Here is a 23,952-nt window from a genome sequence, read left to right as displayed (position 1 = left end):
AGCGGTCAGCAACTGGGGGGCTCAATCAGTCGCGACGAGGCCAAAAGGCAGTGGCTGGTCGATGGCAACGCCCGGCAGTACCAGCGCAGCCAAAACGACAGCTGGCAGGTGCGTGGGCTTTCGGGTCGTCCCGTGTTGCTGCAGATGGGCTCCTATCAGCCGGTCACCTTCTATCAGTGGAACGGGGGCGCCGTGGTAGGGATGATGCCGCTGGTGAACGGCCTCTATGCCACGGCCACCTTGATTGGCGATCGGGTGCAGATTGCGCTGAGCAGTGAACAGGCGAGGCTGGATCAGGGCACCATCAATCGTGGGCAGAGTGCCACCGAGGTGAGCGGGGCCCCGGGCCAGTGGCTGACGGTGGGGGAGCTCTCGACCAGCTCAGCGGATCAGGGGAGCAGCCTCGGTACCCAGCTACAGGGGGGGCGAGGCAGCCAGAGCGAGCGCCAGACTCTGCAGATCCGGGTCACTCGTCAATAGGTGTCAGCCCCGTCAGTGGGGCTGATCTGCGGCATATTCCCGCAGTTGGCGACTGCGCAGCAGATACCAGAGCGCCCAGAGGCTGGCGACCAGCACCAGTGCGGTGGGCCAGCTGAATGACCACTTCTGCAGATTGAGGCTGTGCAACTGCATCAGCAGGCCGCTGACGGCAGAGCAGAGCAGCAGCAGCGGGCTGTGGCGCCGGAGTCTGGCGCGAATGCTCTGGGTCTGCTGATAGGTGCCGCCGCAGGCGAGCAACGCCAGGATGGCGGGCACGTCGGTCAGCAGGCTGATGTAGAGGGTGATCTTGTCTGGATAGAAGAGGGTCAGGATCTCGCTGCCGCGCTCGCGGGTGACCCCTGCCATCAAAAAGAGCCAGACCGAGCGGGTCAGCAACAGGGCGATGGGCCAGAACCAGAGGGGCGGGCGCAACTGGCCGTGATCGTCATATCGGTGTTCGGGGTAGAGGGTCATGGTTGCCCGTTATCCACTTGAATTGAGTGATGAAGGGGATATGGGGCGACGAAGCGCCCTTTGCAAGGCGTTGGGCGTGGCGCAAATTAATCGGGGGGCCATGCCCCCCAATCGGTTTCTTCAGATATCGCAGCGCGCGTCGGCGGCGTTACAGCCAGCCTTTGCGCTTGAAGAAGAGGCCGGTGCCGAGCGATGACATCACCATCAGCACCAGTGACATGGGATAACCATACTCCCAAGCGAGCTCCGGCATGCGGCCGAAGTTCATGCCGTAGATACTGGCGATCAGGGTCGGCGGCAGGAAGATCACGGCGGCTACCGAGAAGATCTTGATCACCTTGTTCTGCTCCAGATTGGTCACCCCCATGGAGGCCTCCAGCTGGAAGTTGATCTTGTCGAACAGGAACTGGGTGTGGGGCAACAGGGATTCCACGTCGTGCAGCATCTCGTCGATCCACTTGTTCTGCTCAAGGCTCATGCGCTGGCGCAGGCTGCGTTTGAGGAAGCGCAGGGCGCGGCGGGTATCGTGCAGAGAGAGACGGATCTGGCCGTTGGCCTCTTCCTGTGCCATCAACTCTTTCAGCATGGGGTTGATCTGATCCGGCTCGAAGATCTGATCGGCGGTGTTTTCCAAGGTCTTGTAACCATCTTCGATAAGGTCGGAGAGGTACTCCACCTTGAGGTTTTGCACTTCCAGCAGGATGTCGAGGGCATCCTCCACCTCCAGCCGATCCTGGCGCATATAGTGGCGCAGCAGGCGCACCAGCCCGATGTCATCTTCACGAATGCTGATCAGCAGGTTGTTGCGCAGGGTAAAGGAGACGTGGACACCCTTGGTGTCACGACCGATCCGCTGGGGAAACAGGGAGTGAATGTGCAGACCATCGGTATCCCAGTAAAAACGGGCGGATGCTTCGATGTCGTCGAGCTCTTCCTTGTCGGGGACCTCTTCCAGGAACAGGCCCGTCAACCATTCTCGCTCTGCCGTGTCCGGCTTATAGGCATCCAGCCAGACCGTGTTGTCAGGTACTATGTCGTCAGGCCCGAGCGTGACTATGTCCAGCACCTTGTTATTGAGAATGTAGGCGGTGATCATCTGTCCCCCCTTAAAAAGTCATGGGTAATCAGGGATGGTTGCACAGGTCATGCGGCCTTAGATCGCTGCAGAAGGCGATCCCGTGGATAAGCAGATCGGGCCGATGGAAAACCTGAATGCGGCGAACTATACAGGGGCGGGCCGCGCTTGTCAGGGGCTATTCATCAGGGATTCAGCTTGTTTGTTCAAAAAAACAGCGAGGTCGGATCACCTGAGTGGCTATGCGGGGTAGAACCCAGCCTTTGGCTGGGGGAGGGCTAGCTGGGGCTGCTTGTTGCCGCTGCCCCGCTTCATCACATATTCGGATAATTGGGCCCGGAGCCCCCCTGTGGCGGCGTCCAGATAATGTTTTGACTGGGGTCCTTGATATCGCAGGTTTTGCAGTGGATGCAGTTGGCGGCGTTGATCTGCAGTTTGGCCGCGCCTTCCATTTCAAGCACTTCAAACACCCCTGCCGGGCAGTAGCGTTGGGCGGGTTCGGCCCAGGTGGGCAGATTGACCTCGACCGGAATGCGCTCGTCCTGCAGCTTGAGGTGGCAAGGTTGATCCTCGTCGTGACTTGTGTTGGCCAGATACACAGACGAGAGCTTGTCAAAGCTCAGCTTGCCATCGGGTTTGGGATAATGGATGGGCTCGCAGCGGCTGGCCACGCGCAGCTGACGGTAGTCGTGAGCCTTATCGAGCAGCCTGAAGGGCGAGTTTGCGCCAAACAGCCGTTGCTCCAGCAAGTTGAAGGCACCGCCCAACCAGGGACCATAGCGGTGAAGCGCCGCGCCGAAGTTGCGCGCCGCCTTGAGTTCGCGGGCCAGCCAGCTCTGGTGCAGCTCGTCACCATACTGGGCCAGATCCCGGCCTCCCTCATCGCCCCCCCGCAGGGCCATCGCGACGGTTTTTGCCGCCAGCATGCCGGACTTCATGGCGGTGTGGATCCCCTTGATGCGGGAAAAGTCGAGAGTGCCCGCATCACAACCGATCAGCAGGCCGCCCGGGAAGTGCATACGGGGCAGGGCGTGCCAGCCCCCCTTGGTGATGGCGCGGGCGCCATAGCTGATGCGCTCCCCACCTTGCAACACGCCGGCGATAAGCGGGTGATGCTTGAGGCGCTGGAATTCGTCGAACGGGCTGAGCCAGGGATTCTGGTAGTTGAGATCGACAATCAGCCCGACCGCCACCTGATCCCCCTCCATGTGATAGAGATAGAAGCCACCGTGGCTATTGCCGCCCCCCTGCTTGCCAAGGGGCCAGCCACTGCCGTGCAGCACCTGTCCCGGGTTGCCCCGACCTGCTGGCAGTTGCCACAGCTCCTTGAAGCCGATGGCATAGTGCTGGGGCTGGGCAGGGCTTGTCAGATTGAATGTGGCGATCAGCTGCTTGCCGAGATGACCGCGGGCCCCTTCGGCAAAGAGGGTGTAGCGGCCGAGCAGCGCCATGCCGGGCACATGATCAGCTTTTGGATTGCCCGCCCGATCCAGCCCCAGATCGCCGGTGATCACCCCCTTGACCCGACCCGCTTCCATGATAAGTTCGCTGGCGGTAAATCCCGGGTATATTTCGACTCCCAGTTTTTCCGCCTGCAGGCCGAGCCAGCGGCAGAGATTGCCGAGGCTGATGATGTGACAGCCCTCATTGTGCATCCGGGGCGGCACCGCCCAGGCGGGGAGTTGCAGAGAGTGTTGCTCGCTTTGCAGCAGATGAACCTGATCGTCGCTGACCGGCACGCCGAGCGGCGCTTGCTGCCAGCCATCCGGCAGCAGCTCTTGCAAGGCGACGGGGTCAAACAGGGCGCCGGAGAGCAGATGGGCGCCAATTTCCGCTCCCTTCTCCAGCAGACAGACAGAGAGAGTGGCATCCTGCTGTTTCAGGGCGATGGCTGCACTGAGCCCTGCCGGACCGCCGCCAACGATGACGACATCAAATTCCATTGCTTCCCGTTCCATCTTGCCTCTGCGCTCTGGTTGGCCTAGGGTAATGCTGGTAGTTTACGTAAACGTAAAGCGGTTGTAAGCAAAACTGAGCAAGAAAAAGCAAAAAATCAGGGAAGAGCGTACTGCAACAAACGCAGAGGCACACTAATGAATTCAATCCAAAGAGACGAGGCATGACCCCATGAAGCTGCTGGTCGCGATCAAACGGGTAGTCGACTACAACGTCAAGATCCGGGTGAAGGGAGACGGCTCCGACGTGGAGCTCGCCAATGTGAAGATGGGGATCAACCCCTTTTGTGAAATTGCGGTGGAGGAGGGGGTCAGGCTGCGGGAAGCCGGGGTTGCCAGCGAGCTGGTGGTGGTGACCTTTGGCCCTGACGCTGCCGCCGAGCAACTGCGCCATGGGCTGGCGCTGGGGGCGGATCGGGCGCTGCATTATGTCACCGATGAGACGCTCGCCCCGCTGACGGTTGCCCGCGCCTTGCACAAGGTGTGTGAGCAGGAGCAGCCGGATCTGGTGCTGCTCGGCAAGCAGTCCATCGATTCAGACAACAATCAGGTGGCCCAGATGCTGGCTGCCCTCAATGATTGGCCGCTGGCGACCTGCGCGTCCGCCCTCAAGGTGGAAGCTGCTGAGCTGCTGGTGACCCGCGAAATCGACGGTGGCCTCGAGACCCTGGGCATGCCGTTGCCTGCGGTGGTGAGCGCCGATCTGCGTTTGAATGAACCGCGCTTTGCCTCGCTGCCCAACATCATGAAGGCCAAGCGCAAGCCGCTTGATAGCGCCCCGTTCTCGACACTCGCCGTTGAGGTGGCCAATCAGACCCGTTTGCTCGGGGTGATGGCGCCGCCAGTCCGCAGCGCAGGGATCAAGGTGGGCTCGGTGGACGAGCTGGTGGACAAACTCAAACACGAAGCGAAGGTGCTGCCATGAGCGTGCTGATCATTGCCGAACATCATCAGGGCCATCTGGCCGACAACGTGGCACAACTGGTGACCGCAGCCGGCTCAATCGGCGGTCAGGTTGACCTGCTGTTGCTGGGGCAGGGGCTGACCGAGGCGGGTGAACAGGCGGCTGCCATTGGCGGCGTCGACAAGGTTCTGCTTGCCGAACATCCCCTGCTGGCCGACGGGCTGCTGGATGGAGTCGACAAGCTGCTGGCCTGCTGGTGCGAAGGTTACAGCCACTGCCTGATGGCGGCGAGTGCCATGGGCAAGGCGCTGCTGCCACAGGTGGCGGCCCGGCTTGGGGTGGAGATGCTCTCCGAGGTGACGGCTATCGAGAGCAGCGACACCTTCCTGCGCCCCATCTATGCGGGCAATGCCATTGCCAGAGTGGCAAGCTCGGCGCCCGTCAAAGTGATGACGGTACGGGCCACCGCGTTTGCCAAGGCGGCGACAGGCGGGCAGGCTCTCATCGAACGCTTGGCCGTGCCCGAATTCGCTGGTCGTACCCGGCTGGTCGAGCGCCGCGCGGTGCGCTCCAGCAGGCCCGAACTGACCGCCGCCCGGGTGGTGGTCTCCGGTGGCCGGGCACTGGGCTCCAAGGCGCAGTTTGCCCTGATTGAGGCGCTGGCCGACAAGCTGGGTGGGGCGGTGGGGGCATCGCGAGCCGCCGTTGATGCGGGATATGTCGCCAACGATCTGCAAGTGGGGCAGACCGGCAAGGTGGTGGCGCCCGAGCTCTATATCGCGGTCGGTATTTCGGGGGCCATCCAGCATCTGGCGGGGATGAAGGAGTCGAAGGTGATCGTGGCCATCAACAAGGACAGCGATGCCCCCATCTTTCAGGTGGCGGACTACGGGCTGGTGGGGGATCTCTTCACTCTGCTGCCGGAGCTCACCGCCAAACTGTAAATTTGTCAGAAATGGCTGAGCTGTGGTCGTTTATGCGCTCTGCCCGCCATTTCTGTGCATGTTCCCTGCAAGCCCTGACCCGTTCAGGGCTTTTTCTACTGCAAGGGGGATGCAGAGTGACGGTAAAAGGTTGAGCCAGCTCCCAAAAAGCCTTTGATCCGCTGGCTGCTCTTGTGTAAAACCTGACAAGTCATCGATTACTCTCATCCACTCACGGAAAGCGTCATGAGCAAACAGATTTACAACTTCTGCGCCGGCCCCGCCATGCTGCCGGTTGAAGTCATGGAGCGCGCCCAGCGCGAATTTTGTAATTTTCAGGGGCTGGGAGCCTCGGTCATGGAGCTTTCCCATCGCGGCAAGCCCTACATGGCGGTTGCCGAGAAGGCCGAAGCGGATCTGCGCGAACTGCTGGCGGTGCCGGACAACTACAAGGTGCTCTTCATGCACGGTGGAGGCCGCGGTCAGTTCTCTGCCGTACCCATGAACCTGCTGGGCGGGGCCAACAAGAAGGCGGACTTCCTGCTGACCGGCGTCTGGTCCCAGAGCGCGGTGGATGAAGCCAAAAAGTATGGCGATATCCAGACCTTCCAGGGGGTTGCCAAGAACGAACAGGGGATCTCCCACCTGCTGCCGACCCCGGCGTTTCGCGCCGATGCGGCCTATGTTCACTACTGCCCGAACGAAACCATTGACGGCATCGAGATGTTCGACATCCCGGCCACTGGCGAGGTGCCGCTGGTGGCGGATCTCTCCTCCACCATTCTCTCCCGTCCTCTCGACGTGAGCCGCTTTGGCATCATCTATGCAGGTGCTCAGAAGAATATCGGGCCGTCCGGGCTTGCCATCGCCATCGTGCGCGATGACCTGCTGGATCAGGCCAGAGCCGATGTCCCCTCGATTTTTGACTATCAGCTCACCGCCAAGAACGACTCCATGTTCAACACGCCGCCCACCTACGCCTGGTATCTGGCCGGCCTGGTGTTCGAGTGGCTGAAAGAACAGGGTGGCCTCGAGGCGATGGAAGCGCGCAACAAGGAGAAGGCCGACTTCCTCTATGACTATCTCGATCAGTCGAGCTTCTACGGCAATCAGGTGGATGTCAGCTGCCGTTCGCGGATGAACATCCCGTTCCAGCTGAAAAATGCCGAGCTGGACAAGCAGTTCCTGGCCGAATCGGAAGCAGCTGGCCTGCTGGCCCTCAAAGGGCACCGCATCGTCGGTGGCATGCGCGCCAGCATCTACAACGCCATGCCGCTGGAGGGAGTGAAGGCCCTGGTGAGTTTTATGGATGGCTTTGCCAAGCGCCACGGCTGAAAAGAAAGTACATACGTGCTTGCTGGCGGCCTCTCATGACAACTCGTGAGCCGCTTCCAGCTATTGCAGTGATTCAAGACGCCGGGGATACCCGGCGTCTTTTTTTCAACAGAACCAGCGCGCTGGCGTTTGCCGTGCGATTTCCCCTGAAAGTGCCCTTGCCGAGCGGGACGCAGGCTGTTAACGTCCGGACAGGCGTTTATTTTTGAGATAGCACAGGAAGTCTATGAATTCGTTGCGTTTGGAACCCATTTCTCGTGTGGCCGGTGAGGTCAATCTGCCCGGCTCCAAGAGTGTCTCTAACCGTGCGCTGCTGCTGGCGGCGCTGGCTCGTGGCACCACCCGTCTGACCAACCTGCTCGACAGCGATGACATTCGTCATATGCTGGCTGCGCTGACCCAGCTCGGGGTCAAGTACAAGCTCTCCGCCGACAAGACCGAGTGTACCGTGCAGGGTCTGGGTCGCAGCTTTGCGGTGAAAGAGCCGGTCAATCTGTTCCTCGGCAACGCCGGTACTGCGATGCGACCGCTCTGCGCCGCCCTGTGCCTCGGCTCAGGTGAATATACTCTGGGCGGCGAGCCGCGCATGGAAGAGCGTCCCATCGGCCATCTGGTGGATGCTCTGCGTGAAGCAGGTGCCCATATCCAGTACCTCAAACACGATGGTTATCCGCCGCTGGTGGTGGATGCCAAGGGGCTGTGGGGCGGCGATGTGCACGTCGATGGCTCCGTCTCCAGCCAGTTCCTGACCGCGTTTTTGATGGCAGCGCCGATGGCGGCCGGTGATACCCGGATCCATATCAAGGGGGAGCTGGTCTCCAAGCCCTACATCGACATCACCCTGCACATCATGAAGCAGTTCGGGGTGGTCATCGAGCACGACAACTACAAGCTGTTCTACATCAAGGGCAACCAGACCTACATCAGTCCGGGTGACTTTCTGGTGGAAGGGGATGCCTCCAGCGCCTCTTACTTCCTCGCAGCGGGCGCCATCAAGGGCAAGGTGCGGGTCACCGGCATCGGCAAGTACAGCATTCAGGGTGATATCCACTTCGCCGATGTGCTGGAGAAGATGGGCGCGCGCATCACCTGGGGCGATGATTTCATCGAGGCGGAGCAGGCACAGCTGCACGGAGTGGATATGGACATGAACCATATTCCCGATGCGGCTATGACCATCGCCGTTGCTGCGCTGTTTGCCGAGGGGCCGACCTCCATTCGCAATATCTACAACTGGCGGGTGAAGGAGACCGATCGTCTGCACGCCATGGCGACCGAGCTGCGCAAGCTGGGCGTCGAAGTGGAGGAGGGGCATGACTTTATCACCGTGACCCCGCCGACCCAGCTCAAGCATGCCGAGATCGATACCTACAACGATCATCGTATCGCCATGTGCTTCTCGCTGGTGGCGCTCTCGGATACCCCGGTCACCATCAATGATCCCAAGTGCACCTCGAAGACCTTCCCGGATTACTTCGACAAGCTGGCCAGTATCAGCCAGCGTGGCTGATCACTGACAAAACCGTCACCACCGACGCTTCGGGCCCGCGCTGAGCGGGCCTTTTTGCCCTCCTCATCCGCACTTCCATTTCGCATAGCATCATTTCAATAACTTGCAAGATTGTCATATAAAATAGTTTTGTGATTGCTGTAATTTCCTATTTACACATGCGCTGTCGCGGGCTATGTTGAGATTTCCTAATCGCAGTCATCTAGCAGGAAGCCTTGTCATGCAGCATCAAACCGACGACGTTCGTATCAGTGAAATCAAAGAGTTATTACCCCCGGTTGCGGTGCTTGAGAAGTTTCCGGCTACCGAGGTTGCCTCGTCCACCGTTTTTGAATCCCGTCAGGCCATTCACAATATCCTGGCCGGCGAAGATGATCGTCTGCTGGTGGTGATTGGTCCTTGCTCCATCCATGATCCGGTCGCCGCGCTGGAGTACGGCAAGCGCCTCAAGGCGTTGCGCGACGAGCTGAAAGGTCAGCTGGAGATCGTGATGCGGGTCTACTTCGAAAAACCGCGCACCACAGTGGGCTGGAAGGGGCTGATCAACGATCCGTACCTCGACAATAGCTGCAAGATCAACGACGGTCTGCGCATTGGTCGCAAGCTGTTGCTGGATCTCAACGACATGGGGCTGCCGACTGCCTCCGAGTTCCTCGACATGATCACCCCGCAATATGTGGCGGACCTGATGAGCTGGGGCGCTATCGGTGCCCGTACCACAGAATCCCAGGTACACCGCGAGCTGGCCTCCGGCCTCTCCTGTCCGGTGGGCTTCAAGAACGGCACTGACGGCACCATCAAGGTTGCCATCGATGCCATTGGCGCTGCCAGTGCGCCGCACCACTTCCTGTCGGTCACCAAATACGGTCACTCCGCCATCGTGGCGACCCGCGGCAACCCGGACTGTCACATCATCCTGCGTGGTGGTCGTGAGCCGAACTACAGCGCGGCCCATGTCAGCGAAGTTGTGAAGGGGTTGGAGAAAGCCGGTCTGCCGCAGAAGGTGATGATCGACTTTAGTCATGCCAACAGCAGCAAGCAGTTCAAGAACCAGATGGTGGTGGCAGAAGACGTAGCCGGTCAGCTGCGTGCCGGCAGCAAGGCGGTGTTTGGTGTGATGGTGGAGAGCCATCTGGTGGAAGGGCGTCAGGATCTGGTGGAAGGGTGTGAACTCACCGTCGGCCAGAGCATCACCGATGCCTGCATCGGCTGGGCTGATACCGAAGTGTTGCTGCGCAACCTGGCGGATGCCGTCGCAACCCGTAACGCCCGCTAAAACCATCCCGGCGGCGCTGTTAATCCTCAACGCGCCGCTGGAACAGCAACGATGCCATTCGGCCAAATCGAATCCATAAAGCAAAAGCGCGACCCTCGGGTCGCGCTTTTTCGTTGGTGAAGTTGATTACCAACGGTAGGTTTTCAGCAGCGCCTCCAGTTTCTGACACTGCTCCACCAGCTGGATGCTGGCGAGATTGGCGGCGTGCGCCTGACCCAGGGTGTCGTTGGAGGTGTTGCGAATATCGCTCACCGAGCTGTCTACCTCATGGCAGACCCTGTCCTGCTCTTCGGCCGACTGCGCCATCTGGGCGTTGAGGTCGTTGATGCGGGCGATGCGCTCGATGATGTTCTGCATGGCTGCCAGGGTCGCTTCGGTCTTGCTGATGCTCTCATCGGCTTTGCTTTTTGCATCCCCGATCACCGTAACTGCGCTCTGGGCCTCATTTTGCAGGGCGGCGATCATCTGTGAGATCTCTTCGCTGGCGGCGCGGCTGCGGTTGGAGAGGGCCCGCACTTCATCGGCTACTACCGCAAAGCCACGGCCTTGCTCACCTGCCCGGGCTGCTTCAATCGCAGCGTTGAGGGCCAGCAGGTTGGTCTGATCGGCAATCCCCTTGATCACCTCGAGCACACCGTCAACCGCCAGGCAGCGGCTGTCGAGCTGCTGGATCACCTGATCCACCCGATCGATCTCTGCCGACATCTCGCCCATATCGGTGATGGAGTGCTGGGCGAGGCGACTGGTGTCGGCGGCATCCTGATTGGTGAGGGCGGAGAGCTCGGCGCTGTGGCGGGCATGTTCACGTACTTCATGAGAGCTGGCGGCCAGCTCGCTGACGGCGGCGGCGACCTGGGTGGTCATCCCCTCTTGCTGGCGGGCCGAGTTTTCGGTCTGGGTCGCCACCTGACGGATCTGGTTTGACTCCTGATAGAGCTGGTGGGTTGCCCCTTCCACTTCCTGCAGGCTGTGGCGGAATCCCTGCACCATGTCATTGACGGCGCGGGTCATCTGGCCCAGTTCATCCCGGCTGTGATTGACCAGAGGGAGGGCGAGGTCGCGCTCTTTGGCCATCCGGATCATGGTGAGCTGCAGCTGGCGCAGAGGGTGTTTCACGTAGCGTTGCAATACCCACCAGAGCAAGCCGAAGCCGAGGCTAAAGACGGCGGCCAGGCTGCCGCTCAGGATCAGGTTGTTGTGGCGGATCTCGCCGAAGGTGTGGCTGAGGTCATAACTGATCCGCACCGCCCCCATCACGGTCCCCTCATTGACCTGATGACAGGTGAGGCACTGGGTACCGCGATACTCCTTGTAGGCTTTGAACGGTTTGATCAAGGTGAGCAGGTTGCCCTGCTGCTCCAGAATGGCTTCGCCCTGATTGATGGCTCGCTCATCGAGGGGATCCTGCGCTTTCTGATCCGGGTGGCCCGGGCCAAACAGGTTGCTTACTGCTGGCGCGCGCACCAGACGGGCTTCAACAATGCCCGCTTCACTCTTGAGTTTGGTCTGCACTATCTGCCGGTTGGCCATGCCACCTGTCATCATCAGTACGTTCACCTGATCCATATAGGTGTTGGCCATGCTCTCAACCTTCTCCTCTGCCAGCCGGATGGCGAGATCCCGTTGCAGCCAGGCGGAGAGTTCGAAGCAGAGGCCAAAGGTGGTGCTGATGACCAGCGCAAGAGGGAGGAATATTTTCCAGTTCAAGGAGAGGTTATGCATTTTGGGCAAGTTCCATGCGCTTGGTGTTGTTATGTGATCCCGTATCATCTTGATCGTAGACGAAGAAACGGCGGGAGATGGTTCTCTATCGGCACACGATAACCACTCTTGAGTAAATAATCTGTTAAGCAGATCGGTAATGCAGGTTGCCAAAATGCCTTTCGGGAGGGGGGCTGCTCCTCGGGTTGATCCAGAACAAATTGCCAGTAACGATAATCGTTATCATTGTCATTATTTGCTGATAATAGTGACCATCATGAATCTGACCCCTTCCATGACCGGTATTGCCACGCCGGATCCCCTCAAGTTTGCTTTTAGCGCCAAGACCTCGGCTCACGCCAGTCGGGGAGGGATGCGCCCCCTCCCGCTGGATGAGGCTGGCTGGCAGAGTTGGTGGCAGCGAGAGAGTGAAGCTGAGGAGCGCGCCCTCTACATCCATATTCCGTTTTGCCGCAAGCGCTGCAGCTTCTGCAATTTCTTTGAAAATGGCGCCAATCCGGCGCGGATCAACCGCTATGTCAACGCCCTCTGTACCTCTCTTGCGAAGGCGGCTGACACCCCGCTGGCGCAGAGCATGCCATTTTCAGCCGTCTATGTGGGGGGCGGTACGCCGACCGACATGAGCGCCGACGAGTTGGCCATGCTGGCTGCCGTGATCCGCCGTTTTCCGCTGGCGGCGGATGCCGAGGTGACACTGGAGGGGCGTCTCAACGGCTTTGATGATGAGAAATGGCAGGTGGCGCTGGTGGGGGGCTTCAACCGCTTCTCATTCGGGGTGCAGAGCTTTGATACCCGGGTGCGTCAGCAGGCGGCCCGTTTCGATGACAGGGAGACGCTGCTGACCCGTCTGGGTGAGCTGACCCGGGATGATGCGGCTGTGATCGTGGCGGATCTTATCTTTGGTCTGCCCGGTCAGGATGATGCCGTGTGGCAGCAGGATATCCGCGATGTGATGGCGAGCGGTGTACACGGGGTCGATCTCTACCAGCTCATCGCCATGCAGGGCACCAATCTGGAGCGGGCGCAGGAGAAGGGCACCCTGGATTGGCTCGCCGATGGCCAGCAGCGGGCGGCCATGTATGCCTATGGCGGGGCGCAACTGGAAGCTCACGGCTGGGAGCGTCTCTCTTGCAGCCACTGGCGGCGCAGTCCGGCCGAGCAGAGTCGTTATAACCAGATGGCCAAGCGCGGTGCGGAGATCCTCCCCTTTGGTGCCGGGGCAGGGGGCAGCATTCTTGGCCACGGCTTGATGTATGGGCGGGATCTGGCCCCCTGGCACGACGCGCTGGCCAGTGGCAAGCGGGCACCCGGGATGGTGATGGGACGCAATCCCAATGCAAGGATGGACGGTCTGCTGCGTGGCGCCCTCGACAGCGGTGTGCTGGCGCTGGATCGTCTGCCAGCGCCTTTGCTGACCCATCTGATGCCGCTTTTTGCAGCCTGGCAGCAGCACGGGCTGGCCGAGATCGGGAGCGCACGGTTGCAACTCACCCTCGCCGGACGCTTCTGGAACGTCAATATGCAGGCTGGCTTGTTCGAGTTCTTGCAGCTCAATCCGCTCGATGGTTCTGCGCCGCCCAGCCATGGTACCGCTGCGGTGCGCCATTCGCTGGTTTGAGCCCGAGCGGAGCATTTGCACGGAGCACTTGCATGGCTCCGAGCGATCCATAACGAAAGAGGGAGCCTTGCAGGCTCCCTCTTTTGGCTTGGCAGTTAGCGTCGCGCGAGCTTACTCGTCGCTGCTCTCCTGATAGCTGTCGCGCATCGCCTTGGGCAGGCGGCGCATCGGAGTAAAGCCGATATCCTCGCCCACCACTTCCCGCTTGCGGGCCGGGGCGGGTTTCTTGGCTGCATCACCCTTGGCTTTGCCCTTGCCCGCGGCCGGCTTGCCCTTGGCATTGCTGCTCTTGGCGTTGGCATGGCCGCGAGCCCGGGGCGGGTTCTGCACCGGCTTGCTGCCCGGCAGAGTCTGGCGACTCGGCTTGCCGCTTGGCTCATACCCTTCCAGGATCTCCACGGTCAGGGATTGGCCGATCAGGGCTTCGATAGCCTTGAGCTGACCCAGCTCGTCCTGGCTGACCAGCGAGATGGCCTCACCGCCACGACCAGCGCGGCCGGTACGGCCGATACGGTGGATGTAATCCTCCGCCATCTGGGGCAGTTCAAAGTTGATCACGTAGGGCAGTTGATCGATGTCCAGACCGCGGGCGGCGATATCGGTCGCTACCAGCACCCGCACCTCGCCACTGCGAAAATCGGCCAGCGCCCGGTTGCGGGCACCCTGGCTCTTGTCACCGTGGATCGCCACGGTATTGAGGCCATCTTTTTGCATCTGCTGGGCGAGGCGGTCGGCGATCTGCTTGGTGCGAACAAACACCAGCACCCGTTGCCAGTTGCCACGGCCAATCATGTGGGAGAGCAGCTCGCGGCGGCGTTCCCGATCCACCTGAATGATGCGTTGGGTCACCTGCTCGGCGGCAGTATTGCTGGGGTCCACCTCGATCAGGGTGGGGTCGTTCAGCAGGTCATCCGCCAGCGCCTTGATGTCGTTTGAGAAGGTGGCAGAGAAGAGCAGGGTTTGCCGCTCTGCGGGCAGAGCCTTCATGATGCGGCGGATGTCGACGATAAAGCCCATGTCGAGCATGCGATCCGCTTCATCCAGCACCAGCACTTCCAGCTGGCTCAGGGTCAGGGCGCCCTGGGTCAGCAGATCCAGCAGACGGCCCGGGGTGGCGACCAGAATGTCTACCCCCAGCTTGATGGCGTCCAGATTGGGCTTGATGCTGACACCGCCATAGGCGATCAGCGTCTTGAACGGCAGGTGGTGGGCATACTTGATGATGCTCTCGCCCACCTGTGCCGCCAGTTCGCGGGTCGGGGTCAGTACCAGTGCGCGCACCTGACGACGGCCACGACCGTGGTTGGCCAGCAGACGCTGCAACATCGGCAGGGTGAAACCGGCCGTTTTGCCTGTGCCTGTCTGAGCGCCGCCGAGCACATCCTGACCGGCCAGAATGGCCGGAATCGCTTGCTGCTGGATGGGGGTTGGCTGTTCGTAACCCAGCTCCTTGACGGCCCGCAGAATATGCGGAGACAGACCCAGTTCGTTGAATGACATGTTCGAGAGAAACTCCTGAGATGAGCCTTTGGCTCAACGGGCAGCCAGCATGTTGGGGCCAGCCACGATATGGAAAAGATAGTGGGGCCGTAATATAGCAAAAGAGCGGCCGCTGCGCAGTAGCTGTCGCACCGGCCGCCATAGAATCGTTCAACGCAGTGGCGTAAAACGGTGCGGGAGCATCAGAGCATCTCCCGGATCTGCTCGGCCAGACTCTCCGGTTTGGCCTGGGGGGCGAAACGCTCTACCACATTGCCATCGCGGTCGATCAGGAACTTGGTGAAGTTCCATTTGACGTTTTCCAGCCCAAGAAAGCCCGGTTTCTGTTGCTTGAGCCACTGATAGAAGGGGTGGGCATGCTCACCGTTGACATCGCACTTGGCCATGATGGGGAAGGTGACCGGATAGTCGAGGGAGCAGAAGCGGGCGATCTCGTCCGCATCCCCCGGCTCCTGATTGCCAAACTGGTTGCAGGGGAAGCCCAAAATCACCAGCCCCTTGGGGCCGAGCTCCCGATAGAGCGTTTCCAGCCCTTCATATTGGGGAGTAAAACCGCAGCGACTGGCCACATTGACCACCAGCACCACCTTGCCCGCCAGTTGAGTCAGCGGGTAGGGGGTACCATCCAGTCGTTGCAAAGTGAGATCGGGCAGAGGCATGAGAAGATCCTTTCGTGGGTGATGCGCGGGTTGTGCCGTGAGTGGTTCGGTCGGTGACAGAGACAAGCGCCGGATGAACAGCAACATGGCTATGCGGATACGGTATCGGCTGGCTCTTGGCACCGCAAGGAGGCCGCGGCGCCTCCTCGTCCCGATTGCAAGGGCCATCACAGTTTCGACAGCCAATACGCTCTTTGGCAGGGCGGGATCACAACTGGCGACAAAAATGCGGGGCGGTGGGCAGCAACTCGCGTATTGATGTTGGGACTTCTCAAGAGAAGCAAACCGGTTTGTGACTTTGCCGGTAAGTCGCTACAAAGCGCCCTCTTTCCACTCATTGTGAGCCAATCTTGGACTATCAAGCTGCCATGGATGCCATTTACACCCGGGGATGGGTGATAGTGGATGATTTTTTGACCGCCGCCGAGGTGGATGCCCTCAAAGCCTGTTTGCCAAGCGAATGGCAACCGGCCGGGATCGGCCGTGACGCCCTGCACCAGGGCAATCCCGATATTCGCCGTGACCAGATCCACTGGCTGGAGTCCTCCTTCGGTGCGCCGGTGGCCGACTACCTCGCCCGGATGGAGTCCCTGCGTCTTGCCGCCAACCGGATGCTGATGCTGGGATTGTTCGACTACGAGGCCCACTTCGCCCGCTATCGCAGCGGGGATTTTTACGCTACCCATCGGGATGCCTTTGCCGGTCGCTCCAACCGCCGTCTTACCACCGTGTTTTACCTCAACAACGACTGGCTGCCCGAAGCGGGTGGAGTGCTGCGCATGTATGACGACAAGGAGCAGTTTCTGATGGATGTGAGCCCCAAGGGGGGGCGGCTGGTCATGTTTCTCTCCGAGGAGTTTCCCCACGAGGTGCTGCCTGCCAATCAGGAGCGCTACAGCATTGCCGGCTGGTTTCGGGTCAATGGCAACGGCATGGGAAGGGTCGATCCCCCGCGCTGAGGGGCAATGTGTCCCGATTTTGACACAGGGGAGACTTTTCACTGCAAGAAGTGGGGTCATGGGTCTCCCATCAGCTGACAAGGGTTGATCTCCCTTGCTACACTGGCGCGCACTTATGTTCGTATCTGGCTTCGTCCGGTTTTTATGGTGGTTGGCTTATCAAATGGTCATGACGAGGCCGCTTTTCCCAAGGGATCACATCTAATGAAGAACATGCATGTCTTGCTGCTGTGCGGCGGCGGTGGCTCAGAGCACGAAGTTTCTCTGCGCAGCGCCAATTTCCTCGAGCAACAACTGGGCCTTCTGCCCGGTGTCGAAGTGACCCGCGTCGAGATGTTCGCCGATCGCTGGCTCAGTGCCGATGGCCGCGAGTGCAAGCTGGGGCTCGACAAGCTGCTTTCGTTTGACAGCGTGGCCCGTCCGGTGGATTACGTGGTGCCCTGCATCCACGGCTACCCGGGTGAGACCGGCGATCTGCAATCCTTCCTCGAGCTGGCCGGATTGCCTTATCTCGGTTGCGATGCCGAGGCGAGCAAGATCTGCTTCAACAAGATCAGCACCAAGCTGTGGCTCTCCGCTATCGGTATTCCCAACACCCCGTACCTGTTCCTGACCGAGCAAAATGAGGCGGCGCTGGCCGAGGCCAAAGCCGCGCTGGCCAAGTGGGGCAAGGTCTTTATCAAGGCGGCCTCCCAGGGCTCTTCCGTTGGCTGCTACTCCGCCAGCAACGAAGCGGATCTGGTGAAGGGCATTGCCGATGCTTTCGGTTACTCCGAGCAGGTACTGATTGAGAAGGCGGTCAAGCCGCGCGAGCTGGAAGTAGCGGTTTACCAGTACGGTGACGAGCTGGTGGCCACCTATCCGGGCGAAATCTGCGTGCCGCAGGACAAGTTCTACACCTATGAAGAGAAGTACAGCAGTGCCAGCCATACCGAGACGGCACTGCGTGCCGAGGGGCTGACCCAGGCGCAGGCCGATGCGATCCACGAGTATGCCCTCAAGGCGTTCCGTCAGCTGAAGCTGACCCATCTCTCGCGCATCGACTTCTTCCTGACCGAGGAGGGGGAGATCCTGCTGAATGAAATCAACACCTTCCCGGGCATGACCTCCATCTCCATGTTCCCGAAACTGCTGGAGCATCACGGTCACCGCTTCTCTGACTACCTTGAGCAGATCCTGCGCAAGGCCAGCTAAGCGTGCTCTCCCGCTCGCGGGATGAAGCAGAGCCCAATAAAAATCCCCGCCAATTGGCGGGGATTTTTTTATGTCTTTATCAAGCGGGGCAGGCCAGCTTGAAGGGATAAACAGGCGGGGAGGGGATGCGCCTCCCTCACCTGTTGCTACCTGTGGGTGTTACCGACCGTTAGCCGCGAGCCACCCGAAAGCGCACGCTGCGGGAGTGGCACGGCGCCAGCTCGCCAAACTCGCCAGCGGCCAGTTCAAGGGGCAGGGGTTGTTCATCCATCCGTACCGCTTGCCAGTCGATCAGGGCGTGTTCGCAGCTCACTTTGCCACCCTCCAGTACCGCCTGTTCGCTCGGGTTGTAGACCCGGATCACCAGCGCCTCTTCATCCTCGGCCTTTTTCAGGGCGCTCAGCACCGGACCGGACGGATCCATGGCGAGCAGACTGAAGTGGAGCGGGGTGGTGAAGCTCGCCTTGTTGAGCTTCATGGCATCGAACGGGATCTTGTTGTAGCAGCGCACCGGAGTGAGGTAGCTGCGCGCCGCCTGCATCACGTTGGCGCTGATGTGATCACCGGCAAACGCCAGCAGGCTAAAACGGCAGCTTAGCTTGCCACGTACCTGAGAGTCCGGGGTGGGCAGCTTGATGCCGGAGGGGCGACCCGGGCGCAGCAGCAGCTCCTCTTTGCCGAGTACGCCGACCCCGCGCAGCAGGGTGAGTGCCAGGGTGTCGCACTGCTCGCCGATCACTTCAAACTCGCGCAGACCGTCACTCAGCACCGCCAGCCCCTGCTTGCCATCTTGCAGGGCGACGAAGTTCATCAGCTGCCAGACCGGAATGGGTGCCTCTTTCCACCCTTCTGCCTCCCAGTTCGCCATGGCGCTGTCGCGGGTGGGGCGGGTGATGCAGCCAAACTGGTTGTCGGAGACCACTGTATCGCTCGGGAAGGGGGTGGGGATCAGCACCCGTACCCTGTGGTCATCAGCCTGATTGTCGAGCTCCAGCTCGATGTCGATGCGCGGACTCTGATGCGCGAGCGTGATGCGGCAGGTGACATCAAGGTGGCCGCTGCACTGGCTGTTGGCCCGCTCGGCGAGGTTGGCCGGCAAGGCCATACGCAGTTTGAGCGTAGCGATGCTCTGCCACGCTTCATGGGTAACCTCGCGGGTCACCGCAAACTCGGTGGAGTAGCGCAACCACTCGTCCCGCGATGGCGAGTAGTCATATTCGTCGCCATCATCGGAGCCCTCTTCCAGCGTGAGCACCTGATCGAAGGTTGTGCCGCGCAGCTTGTCCAGGATCTGCAAAGTGCCGTTGTCATTGAGGGCGATGCGGTAAAAATCGTTCTCCAGCAGCTTGCCGCTGGCCGTCACCGGCTGCTCCAGCCCCAGCTGGTTGCCTTCGATATGGAGAGTGCAGTAACCCATGGCGGGCAGCGGATGGCAGAGCTGGATGTCGTACTCCATAAAGGGGTCGTAGTTGCCGTAGTGAACGATCTGTCTGTCCACCAGACCCGGGTCAATCTCGCGTCTGGCACGGATGAAGTAGGGGACCGGCAGGCCCGCTTCATCGCGCAGGGCAAATGATTGGGCGCGAATGCGGATGCTGGTGTTGATCACCTCCTGACGGGGGAAGGGCATCAGGTTGAACAGGCAGAGCTTGTCGGCCACCTGCACGCCGTCTTCGCACAGCGCCACCGGCATGTTGTCGACAATCTTGCGCATGTAGAAGCGGATCAGGTTCTCGGCCATGTCGTCGGCCAGAATGAAGCGGGTCATCACCTCCTGATGCACCTTGTCGCTGCAGCAGCAGCCGATGCTGTCGTGGGCGTGGTTCTTCATGATCTCCTTCCACATCTTCTCAAGCAGCCCGTGGTGGTACTCGAAGCCGAGTGCCCAGGCGATGCTCGCCAGCGGCTCGAGGATGTTGACGATCTTGTTCTCGATGGCGGCGTGGGCCAGCTTGATGTCCATCCGGGTGGAGGAGATGGTGCGGTGCACCCGCATGTATTTGCCGTCGTTGAACTCCCCCTTGAGGGTGGCCAGTTGGTCGCGGCACGCCTCGATGCGCTCGAAGACCTGCTCGAAGCGGCTCATGTGGAATTCCCGCTGGGGGTAGAGCTCCCGCAGCTTGTCGATGATGGCGAAGATGTTCTGTTGCAGCGGCATCTGGTCGTGGCCGTTGGGCAGCAGGATATCCTTGGTCACCGAGGCCTTCTCCAGCACCTCGAAGTAGGATTCGAGCCGCTTGCGCAGCCCCGCTTCATCTTCCGGCAGGTACTTGCCGATGGCGTAGCCGAGCGGCAGCACCTGGGCGGTCACCTCGCTGCCATCGTTGCTCTGCCAGAGGAACTCGGTCTTGTCGGTGCCGTGGCGCTCGGAGCAACCGCGCCAGAACATGGCCCGATCGATCCCGAAGCCGTTGAAGATGTGGGGCAGCTGGGAGGACATGCCGAACGAGTCGGGCAGGTAACCGATCTTCATCGGCTCGCCAAGGCTAAGGCAGTCGCGCATTCCGTAGAGCAGGTTGCGCAGGATGGACTCGCCGCTCACCTGCATGGTGTCGGTCTGGGTGTACCAGGGGCCTATGATGAGCTTGCCTGCTTCCACCAGCGCCTTCACCCGGACCTTGTTCTCGGGCTGGATGGCGAAGTAGTCCTCCAGCACCGCTGTCTGGCCGTCGAGCACATAGAACTTGTAGTCGGGGTCGGATTCAAGCCGCGCCAGGATCTCCGCCATATTGTTGACCAGCAGGATGCGGGACTCCTCGGTGGTGAAGTACCACTCCCGATCCCAGTGCATGTGCGGCGTGATGTGAACTCGTGAAACTGTCATGACAATGATCCTTTGCTGACGCACGGCGGCCCTTGCCTGCCGTGCGGAAAAATAGTCTGTTGAAAAATCGGTAGTGAAGATGAGCCTTACTCTGCGGCGACCACCTGATAGGTGCCGCGCTGCATGGCGTGACGGCGCCAGCCGATCAGCACCACAGTGGAGATAAGGGTGCCCACCAGCGCCGCACCGAGCCAGACGGCGGCAGCCATCAGGGCGCCGTGGCCGCCATCGTGGAGCAGGAAGAGGGAGAAGATGCCAGCCCCCGGGGTGGAGAGACCAATCCCCATGGCACCCACCATGGCGCCGGTAACGACCGAGCCTGCGAGGAAGGAGCCGATCACCCGGATTGGATCTTCGATGGCCATCGGAATGGCGCCCTCGGTGATCCCTGCCAGCCCCAGCAGCCAGGTGGACTTGCCGGTCTCGATCTCGAAGGTCTGGAACAGGCGCGGTGCCAACAGGGTGGAGAAGGTGACGGTAAAGGCCGAAACCATCTTGACCGCGCCGAAGATGGCGTAGGGGCCGTAAACCCCGTTGGCCATGGCGCCGAGGCAGAAGGCGTAGGCCGCCTTGTTGACCGGGCCACCCAGGTCAAACGAACACATAAAGCCGAGCAGGGCGCCCAGTACCAGCGCATTGGTGCCGGAGAGGCCGTTGAGCCACTCGGTGAGGCTGTTGTTGAGCCAGGCTACCGGCTGGCCGATGACAAACAGCATCAGGCTGCCTGCCACCAGAGTGCCGATCACCGGATAGAGGTAAAAGGTGAGAAAGCCGTTGAAGTTGGGACTCAGGCGCACATGCTGCTTGACCCAGCGCATCAGGTAACCGGCGATCAGGCCGCCGACCACGCCGCCGAGAAAACCGGAGCCAATCATGTTGGCGGCCAGTCCCGCCGCAAAGCCCGGGCCCAGCGCCGGTTTGTCTGCCAGCGAATAGGCGGTATAGGCCGCCAGCACCGGCACCATCAGGGTACCCAGCATGCCGCCGCCGAGTTTTCGGTACATCCAGAGCCAGGAGTTCTCGGTATCAAACAGATGTTGCAGGCCGAAGATCTGGGCCAGCAGCACAGAGACGGCGAGCACGGTACCGCCCGCCACGATCAGTGGCACGGCAAAGGAGATGCCGCTCAGCAGCGCCTGCTTGAGCTCGGTCTTGAGGCCCACCTTCTTGCCGGTTGGCGCGTCGCTCTGGCTGGTGTTGGGCGTCGGGGCGGTGCGCCCGGCCTTGGCGGCCTCCAGCGCGTCATTGAGGATCCGCTCGGCATGGCGGATGGGCTCGGCCACCGGCGTCTCGATACGGGGGATGCCAATAAAACGCTCCTGCTCCTTGATGGCCACCTCGGCGGCGAAGATGCAGGCTACCGCAGCATCGAGCGCCTCTTGCGGCAGGCGATCCTCGATGCCGTTGGCGCCCTGCTTCTCGACCAGTACTCGAAGGCCCAGCTTGCGACCCGCCTTTTCCAGATACTCGGCAGCCATATAGGTGTGGGCGATCCCCGCCGGACAGGCGGTGACACAGACCACAGTGGGTTTATTTGTATCTAGGTTGTATTCTTTTGCTGGTTGCTTGCCGCTATCCCCTTCACCATCGAGCAGCGCCATCAGCTGCTCGGCACTTTTGGCTGCCAGCACCGCCTCGCGGGTATCGTCATCCACCAGGGCGGTGGTGAGAGTGGTGAGTAGCTGCATATGGGTGGAGCCCGCCTGATCGGTCGGGATCGCCAGCATGAAGATCAGGTTGACCGGCTCGGGGCCGTCGATCCCCTCCCAGCCCAGCTCCTCGCTCAGGGTAGCGACGGCAAAGGCCGCTTCACGTACCGCATCGCACTTGCCGTGGGGTACCGCCAGCCCTTCGCCAAGGGCGGTGGGGCCCTGCGCCTCGCGGGCCATGACCGCCGCCAGAAAGGCGGCCTTGTCGTGCAGCTTGCCGGCCTGATCGAGCCGATCAGCCAGGGCATGAATGGCCGCATCCCGATCGGCAAACCGGGTTTGCAACGTGATGAGATGGGGGCCGGTAAGACTGGTCAGATTCATGATGATCCTCTGTCAGGTTGGCTTGCCAGCAAGCCGTCATGGTGAAAGTGACAGCGATGCTAACAAACCGGCCGACTGATTTTTGTGAGTGGTATCATACAATTTACTATTTGTGTTGTTTTTGTATTGTTTGTTCAAGGTGATTTGTTAGGTCAAATGAGGCTGAGCCGTTTTGTCTGCCGGGCAACTGGGGTAGAATGGCGCCTCTTCCATTTATCATGGCGCAGAGCCGACGAGGTGGCCTTTCGTGTCGAAAAAACCCATGTATCGCCAGATAGCCGACACCATCCAGCAGTGGATTGCGCAAGGGGAGCTGGCCCCCGGCGATGCCCTGCCCACCGAAGCCGAGTTGCGCGAGCAGTTCGGGGTGAGCCGGGTGACGGTGCGTCAGGCCCTCAAGCAGCTGACCGAACTCAACGTCATCGAGAGCATTCAGGGCAGCGGCAGCTATGTGCGACAGGAGAAGGTGAACTACGACATCTATCAGCTCACCAGCCTCTATGAGAAGGTGACCGATCCGGCGGCCGAGACTCACAGCGACATTCTTGCCTTCGAGGTGATCAAGGCGAGCCGCGAGCTGGCCGAGCGGCTCAATCTGCTGGAAGGGGCGCTGGTCTACTACGTCAAGCGGGTGCGCTTTATTCGCCAGATCGCGGTAACGCTGGAGGAGACCTGGATGCCGCTCGCTCTCTTCCCCGATCTCAGCTATGCGGTGATGCAGGGTTCCAAGTACCACTACATCGAAGAGGTGAAGCAGCTGGTGATTGACCGCAGCGAGCAGGAGATCATTCCGGTGCTCCCTTCGGCGCAGGTGGTGGAGGCGCTCGGTATCGATCCCGCCAAACCCATTATCGAGAAGGTCTCCCGTGGCTTCTTGCAAGATGGCACAGTGTTCGAGTTCAGTCGCAACTTCTTCAAGAGCGATGACTACAAGTTCACCCTGGTGGCGCGCCGTACCAAGGGGTGAGCAGGCGACAGCACCCGAGATATAAAAGGCCACCACCCTGTTTGCGGTGGTGGCCTTTGTTTTTGGCTGATTGCCGGGCTGAATAGCGGATTGGCTGGTGGTTTGATGCAGCCGACCTACTGCGCAGAGTCCTTGACGATCCCCTCGACCCGCACCTGCAGGCTCCCTTGCGCCAGAGTGGTGATGAGCTGATCGCCACTGTTGACCTGATCGGCGCGGCTAATGACCTCGCCACGCGCAGTGCGGGTGATGGAGTAGCCGCGACCGAGAGTAGCAAGCGGGCTCACCCCGTCGAGGCGGGCGGTGAGCATGGCGAGGCGGTGACTAGCAAGGTCTTGCCGCTTGGCAATCAGGGCATAGAGCCGCTCCTCGGCCAGCTGGTGGCGGCGCTTGCCGGCAGCCAGCAATCTCTCCGGGCTCTTGCCCTGCAGGCGCAGCTCAAGGTTGGTGAGGCGCCGCTCACCCTGATGCAACCGCTGGCGCAGCAGTTGCTGCAAACGGCTGGAGAGTTCGTCGAGGCGCTGGGACTGTTGCTCCAGCCGCC

General features: G+C 60.8%; 18 protein-coding genes and 1 pseudogene. 10 read left to right on the top strand and 9 right to left on the bottom strand.

Translation table 11 applies throughout. From position 1 onward, the window contains the following. Nucleotides 1–480: pseudogene (locus L972_RS11245) on the top strand (hypothetical protein); the annotation flags it as partial. 12 nt (nt 481–492) lie between these two features. Here the strand turns inward: L972_RS11245 and L972_RS11240 are convergent. The 3 genes from L972_RS11240 to L972_RS11230 form a co-directional block, all read right to left on the bottom strand. Then, nucleotides 493–954 (bottom strand): DUF2919 domain-containing protein, encoded by a 462-nt coding sequence (locus L972_RS11240; protein WP_047438295.1) that lies wholly within the window; start codon nt 952–954, stop codon nt 493–495. A gap of 148 nt (nt 955–1,102) precedes the next feature. After that, a complete protein-coding gene (gene corA / locus L972_RS11235) occupies nt 1,103–2,050 on the bottom strand; it encodes a magnesium/cobalt transporter CorA (protein ID WP_005337059.1) in 948 nt (315 codons plus the stop codon). Between the two features lie 293 nt (nt 2,051–2,343). Next, nucleotides 2,344–3,987, bottom strand: coding sequence for an electron transfer flavoprotein-ubiquinone oxidoreductase (locus L972_RS11230; RefSeq protein WP_047438293.1), 1,644 nt, complete (start codon nt 3,985–3,987; stop codon nt 2,344–2,346). A 169-nt stretch (nt 3,988–4,156) separates the two neighbouring features. Here L972_RS11230 and L972_RS11225 point away from each other — a divergent pair, with 169 nt between their 5' ends. The 5 genes from L972_RS11225 to aroG all read left to right on the top strand — a co-directional run bounded on the left by L972_RS11225 (nt 4,157) and on the right by aroG (nt 9,932). Beyond that, a complete protein-coding gene (locus L972_RS11225) occupies nt 4,157–4,909 on the top strand; it encodes an electron transfer flavoprotein subunit beta/FixA family protein (protein ID WP_047438292.1) in 753 nt (250 codons plus the stop codon). Further along, nucleotides 4,906–5,832, top strand: coding sequence for an electron transfer flavoprotein subunit alpha/FixB family protein (locus L972_RS11220; protein ID WP_047438290.1), 927 nt, complete (start codon nt 4,906–4,908; stop codon nt 5,830–5,832). Before L972_RS11225 ends, L972_RS11220 begins: the two co-directional genes overlap by 4 nt. A gap of 225 nt (nt 5,833–6,057) precedes the next feature. Further along, nucleotides 6,058–7,146, top strand: coding sequence for a 3-phosphoserine/phosphohydroxythreonine transaminase (gene serC / locus L972_RS11215; RefSeq protein ID WP_042080392.1), 1,089 nt, complete (start codon nt 6,058–6,060; stop codon nt 7,144–7,146). Nucleotides 7,147–7,372: 226 nt separating this feature from the next. Then, nucleotides 7,373–8,656 (top strand): 3-phosphoshikimate 1-carboxyvinyltransferase, encoded by a 1,284-nt coding sequence (gene aroA, locus L972_RS11210; protein WP_047438289.1) that lies wholly within the window; start codon nt 7,373–7,375, stop codon nt 8,654–8,656. Nucleotides 8,657–8,876: 220 nt separating this feature from the next. Beyond that, a complete protein-coding gene (gene aroG, locus L972_RS11205) occupies nt 8,877–9,932 on the top strand; it encodes a 3-deoxy-7-phosphoheptulonate synthase AroG (protein WP_005351268.1) in 1,056 nt (351 codons plus the stop codon). 126 nt (nt 9,933–10,058) lie between these two features. Here the strand turns inward: aroG and L972_RS11200 are convergent, their stop codons facing one another. Beyond that, nucleotides 10,059–11,654: a methyl-accepting chemotaxis protein gene (locus L972_RS11200; RefSeq protein ID WP_019445547.1), complete on the bottom strand. Its 1,596-nt coding sequence runs from the start codon at nt 11,652–11,654 to the stop codon at nt 10,059–10,061. Between the two features lie 256 nt (nt 11,655–11,910). Between L972_RS11200 and hutW the strand changes: the two genes are divergently transcribed. After that, nucleotides 11,911–13,272 carry a heme anaerobic degradation radical SAM methyltransferase ChuW/HutW gene (gene hutW / locus L972_RS11195; protein WP_047438287.1) on the top strand — a complete coding sequence of 454 codons (1,362 nt, stop codon included), beginning with the start codon at nt 11,911–11,913 and terminating at the stop codon, nt 13,270–13,272. A gap of 111 nt (nt 13,273–13,383) precedes the next feature. Here the strand turns inward: hutW and L972_RS11190 are convergent, their stop codons facing one another. Beyond that, nucleotides 13,384–14,772 carry a DEAD/DEAH box helicase gene (locus L972_RS11190; protein WP_047438285.1) on the bottom strand — a complete coding sequence of 463 codons (1,389 nt, stop codon included), beginning with the start codon at nt 14,770–14,772 and terminating at the stop codon, nt 13,384–13,386. A 182-nt stretch (nt 14,773–14,954) separates the two neighbouring features. Further along, nucleotides 14,955–15,431 carry a glutathione peroxidase gene (locus tag L972_RS11185; RefSeq protein ID WP_042080383.1) on the bottom strand — a complete coding sequence of 159 codons (477 nt, stop codon included), beginning with the start codon at nt 15,429–15,431 and terminating at the stop codon, nt 14,955–14,957. 350 nt (nt 15,432–15,781) lie between these two features. Here L972_RS11185 and L972_RS11180 point away from each other — a divergent pair, with 350 nt between their 5' ends. Both L972_RS11180 and L972_RS11175 read left to right on the top strand, forming a co-directional pair. Continuing rightward, the gene (locus L972_RS11180; RefSeq protein ID WP_047438281.1) at nt 15,782–16,390 is read left to right on the top strand and encodes a 2OG-Fe(II) oxygenase; all 609 of its coding nucleotides are present in this window, start codon (nt 15,782–15,784) and stop codon (nt 16,388–16,390) included. A 204-nt stretch (nt 16,391–16,594) separates the two neighbouring features. Beyond that, entirely contained in the window at nt 16,595–17,584 is a 990-nt protein-coding gene (locus L972_RS11175; RefSeq protein WP_047438279.1) for a D-alanine--D-alanine ligase, read from the top strand. Between the two features lie 169 nt (nt 17,585–17,753). On the opposite strand, the gene mngB is transcribed toward L972_RS11175, so the two are convergent. Further along, nucleotides 17,754–20,408 carry a mannosylglycerate hydrolase gene (gene mngB, locus L972_RS11170; RefSeq protein ID WP_047438277.1) on the bottom strand — a complete coding sequence of 885 codons (2,655 nt, stop codon included), beginning with the start codon at nt 20,406–20,408 and terminating at the stop codon, nt 17,754–17,756. An 86-nt stretch (nt 20,409–20,494) separates the two neighbouring features. Beyond that, on the bottom strand, nt 20,495–22,441 hold the full coding sequence (mngA, locus tag L972_RS11165; protein WP_047438275.1) for a PTS 2-O-a-mannosyl-D-glycerate transporter subunit IIABC: 1,947 nt from the start codon (nt 22,439–22,441) through the stop codon (nt 20,495–20,497). Between the two features lie 247 nt (nt 22,442–22,688). On the opposite strand from mngA, the gene L972_RS11160 reads away from it, so the two are divergent. Next, on the top strand, nt 22,689–23,408 hold the full coding sequence (locus tag L972_RS11160; RefSeq protein WP_047438273.1) for a GntR family transcriptional regulator: 720 nt from the start codon (nt 22,689–22,691) through the stop codon (nt 23,406–23,408). A 116-nt stretch (nt 23,409–23,524) separates the two neighbouring features. Here the strand turns inward: L972_RS11160 and L972_RS11155 are convergent. Beyond that, the coding region (locus L972_RS11155; RefSeq protein ID WP_047438271.1) for an exodeoxyribonuclease VII large subunit at nt 23,525–23,952 on the bottom strand (428 nt) is incomplete at its 5' end.

This window comes from Aeromonas sp. ZOR0001, from assembly GCF_000801015.1.
In the GTDB taxonomy this organism is placed as follows: Bacteria; Pseudomonadota; Gammaproteobacteria; order Enterobacterales; family Aeromonadaceae; genus Aeromonas; species Aeromonas veronii.
Note: the sequence above shows the minus strand (reverse complement) of the source record. Positions and strands in the feature narration are given on the sequence as shown.

Excerpts from the sequence above, each read along its gene's own strand:
- L972_RS11185 (WP_042080383.1), bottom strand. The coding sequence starts at position 15,431 with ATGCCTCTGCCCGATCTCACTTTGCAACGACTGGATGGTACCCCCTAC.
- aroA (WP_047438289.1), top strand. The coding sequence starts at position 7,373 with ATGAATTCGTTGCGTTTGGAACCCATTTCTCGTGTGGCCGGTGAGGTC.
- L972_RS11190 (WP_047438285.1), bottom strand. The coding sequence starts at position 14,772 with ATGTCATTCAACGAACTGGGTCTGTCTCCGCATATTCTGCGGGCCGTC.
- mngA (WP_047438275.1), bottom strand. The coding sequence starts at position 22,441 with ATGAATCTGACCAGTCTTACCGGCCCCCATCTCATCACGTTGCAAACC.
- serC (WP_042080392.1), top strand. The coding sequence starts at position 6,058 with ATGAGCAAACAGATTTACAACTTCTGCGCCGGCCCCGCCATGCTGCCG.
- L972_RS11200 (WP_019445547.1), bottom strand. The coding sequence starts at position 11,654 with ATGCATAACCTCTCCTTGAACTGGAAAATATTCCTCCCTCTTGCGCTG.
- mngB (WP_047438277.1), bottom strand. The coding sequence starts at position 20,408 with ATGACAGTTTCACGAGTTCACATCACGCCGCACATGCACTGGGATCGG.
- L972_RS11230 (WP_047438293.1), bottom strand. The coding sequence starts at position 3,987 with ATGGAACGGGAAGCAATGGAATTTGATGTCGTCATCGTTGGCGGCGGT.
- hutW (WP_047438287.1), top strand. The coding sequence starts at position 11,911 with ATGAATCTGACCCCTTCCATGACCGGTATTGCCACGCCGGATCCCCTC.
- L972_RS11225 (WP_047438292.1), top strand. The coding sequence starts at position 4,157 with ATGAAGCTGCTGGTCGCGATCAAACGGGTAGTCGACTACAACGTCAAG.
- corA (WP_005337059.1), bottom strand. The coding sequence starts at position 2,050 with ATGATCACCGCCTACATTCTCAATAACAAGGTGCTGGACATAGTCACG.
- L972_RS11240 (WP_047438295.1), bottom strand. The coding sequence starts at position 954 with ATGACCCTCTACCCCGAACACCGATATGACGATCACGGCCAGTTGCGC.
- L972_RS11175 (WP_047438279.1), top strand. The coding sequence starts at position 16,595 with ATGAAGAACATGCATGTCTTGCTGCTGTGCGGCGGCGGTGGCTCAGAG.
- aroG (WP_005351268.1), top strand. The coding sequence starts at position 8,877 with ATGCAGCATCAAACCGACGACGTTCGTATCAGTGAAATCAAAGAGTTA.
- L972_RS11220 (WP_047438290.1), top strand. The coding sequence starts at position 4,906 with ATGAGCGTGCTGATCATTGCCGAACATCATCAGGGCCATCTGGCCGAC.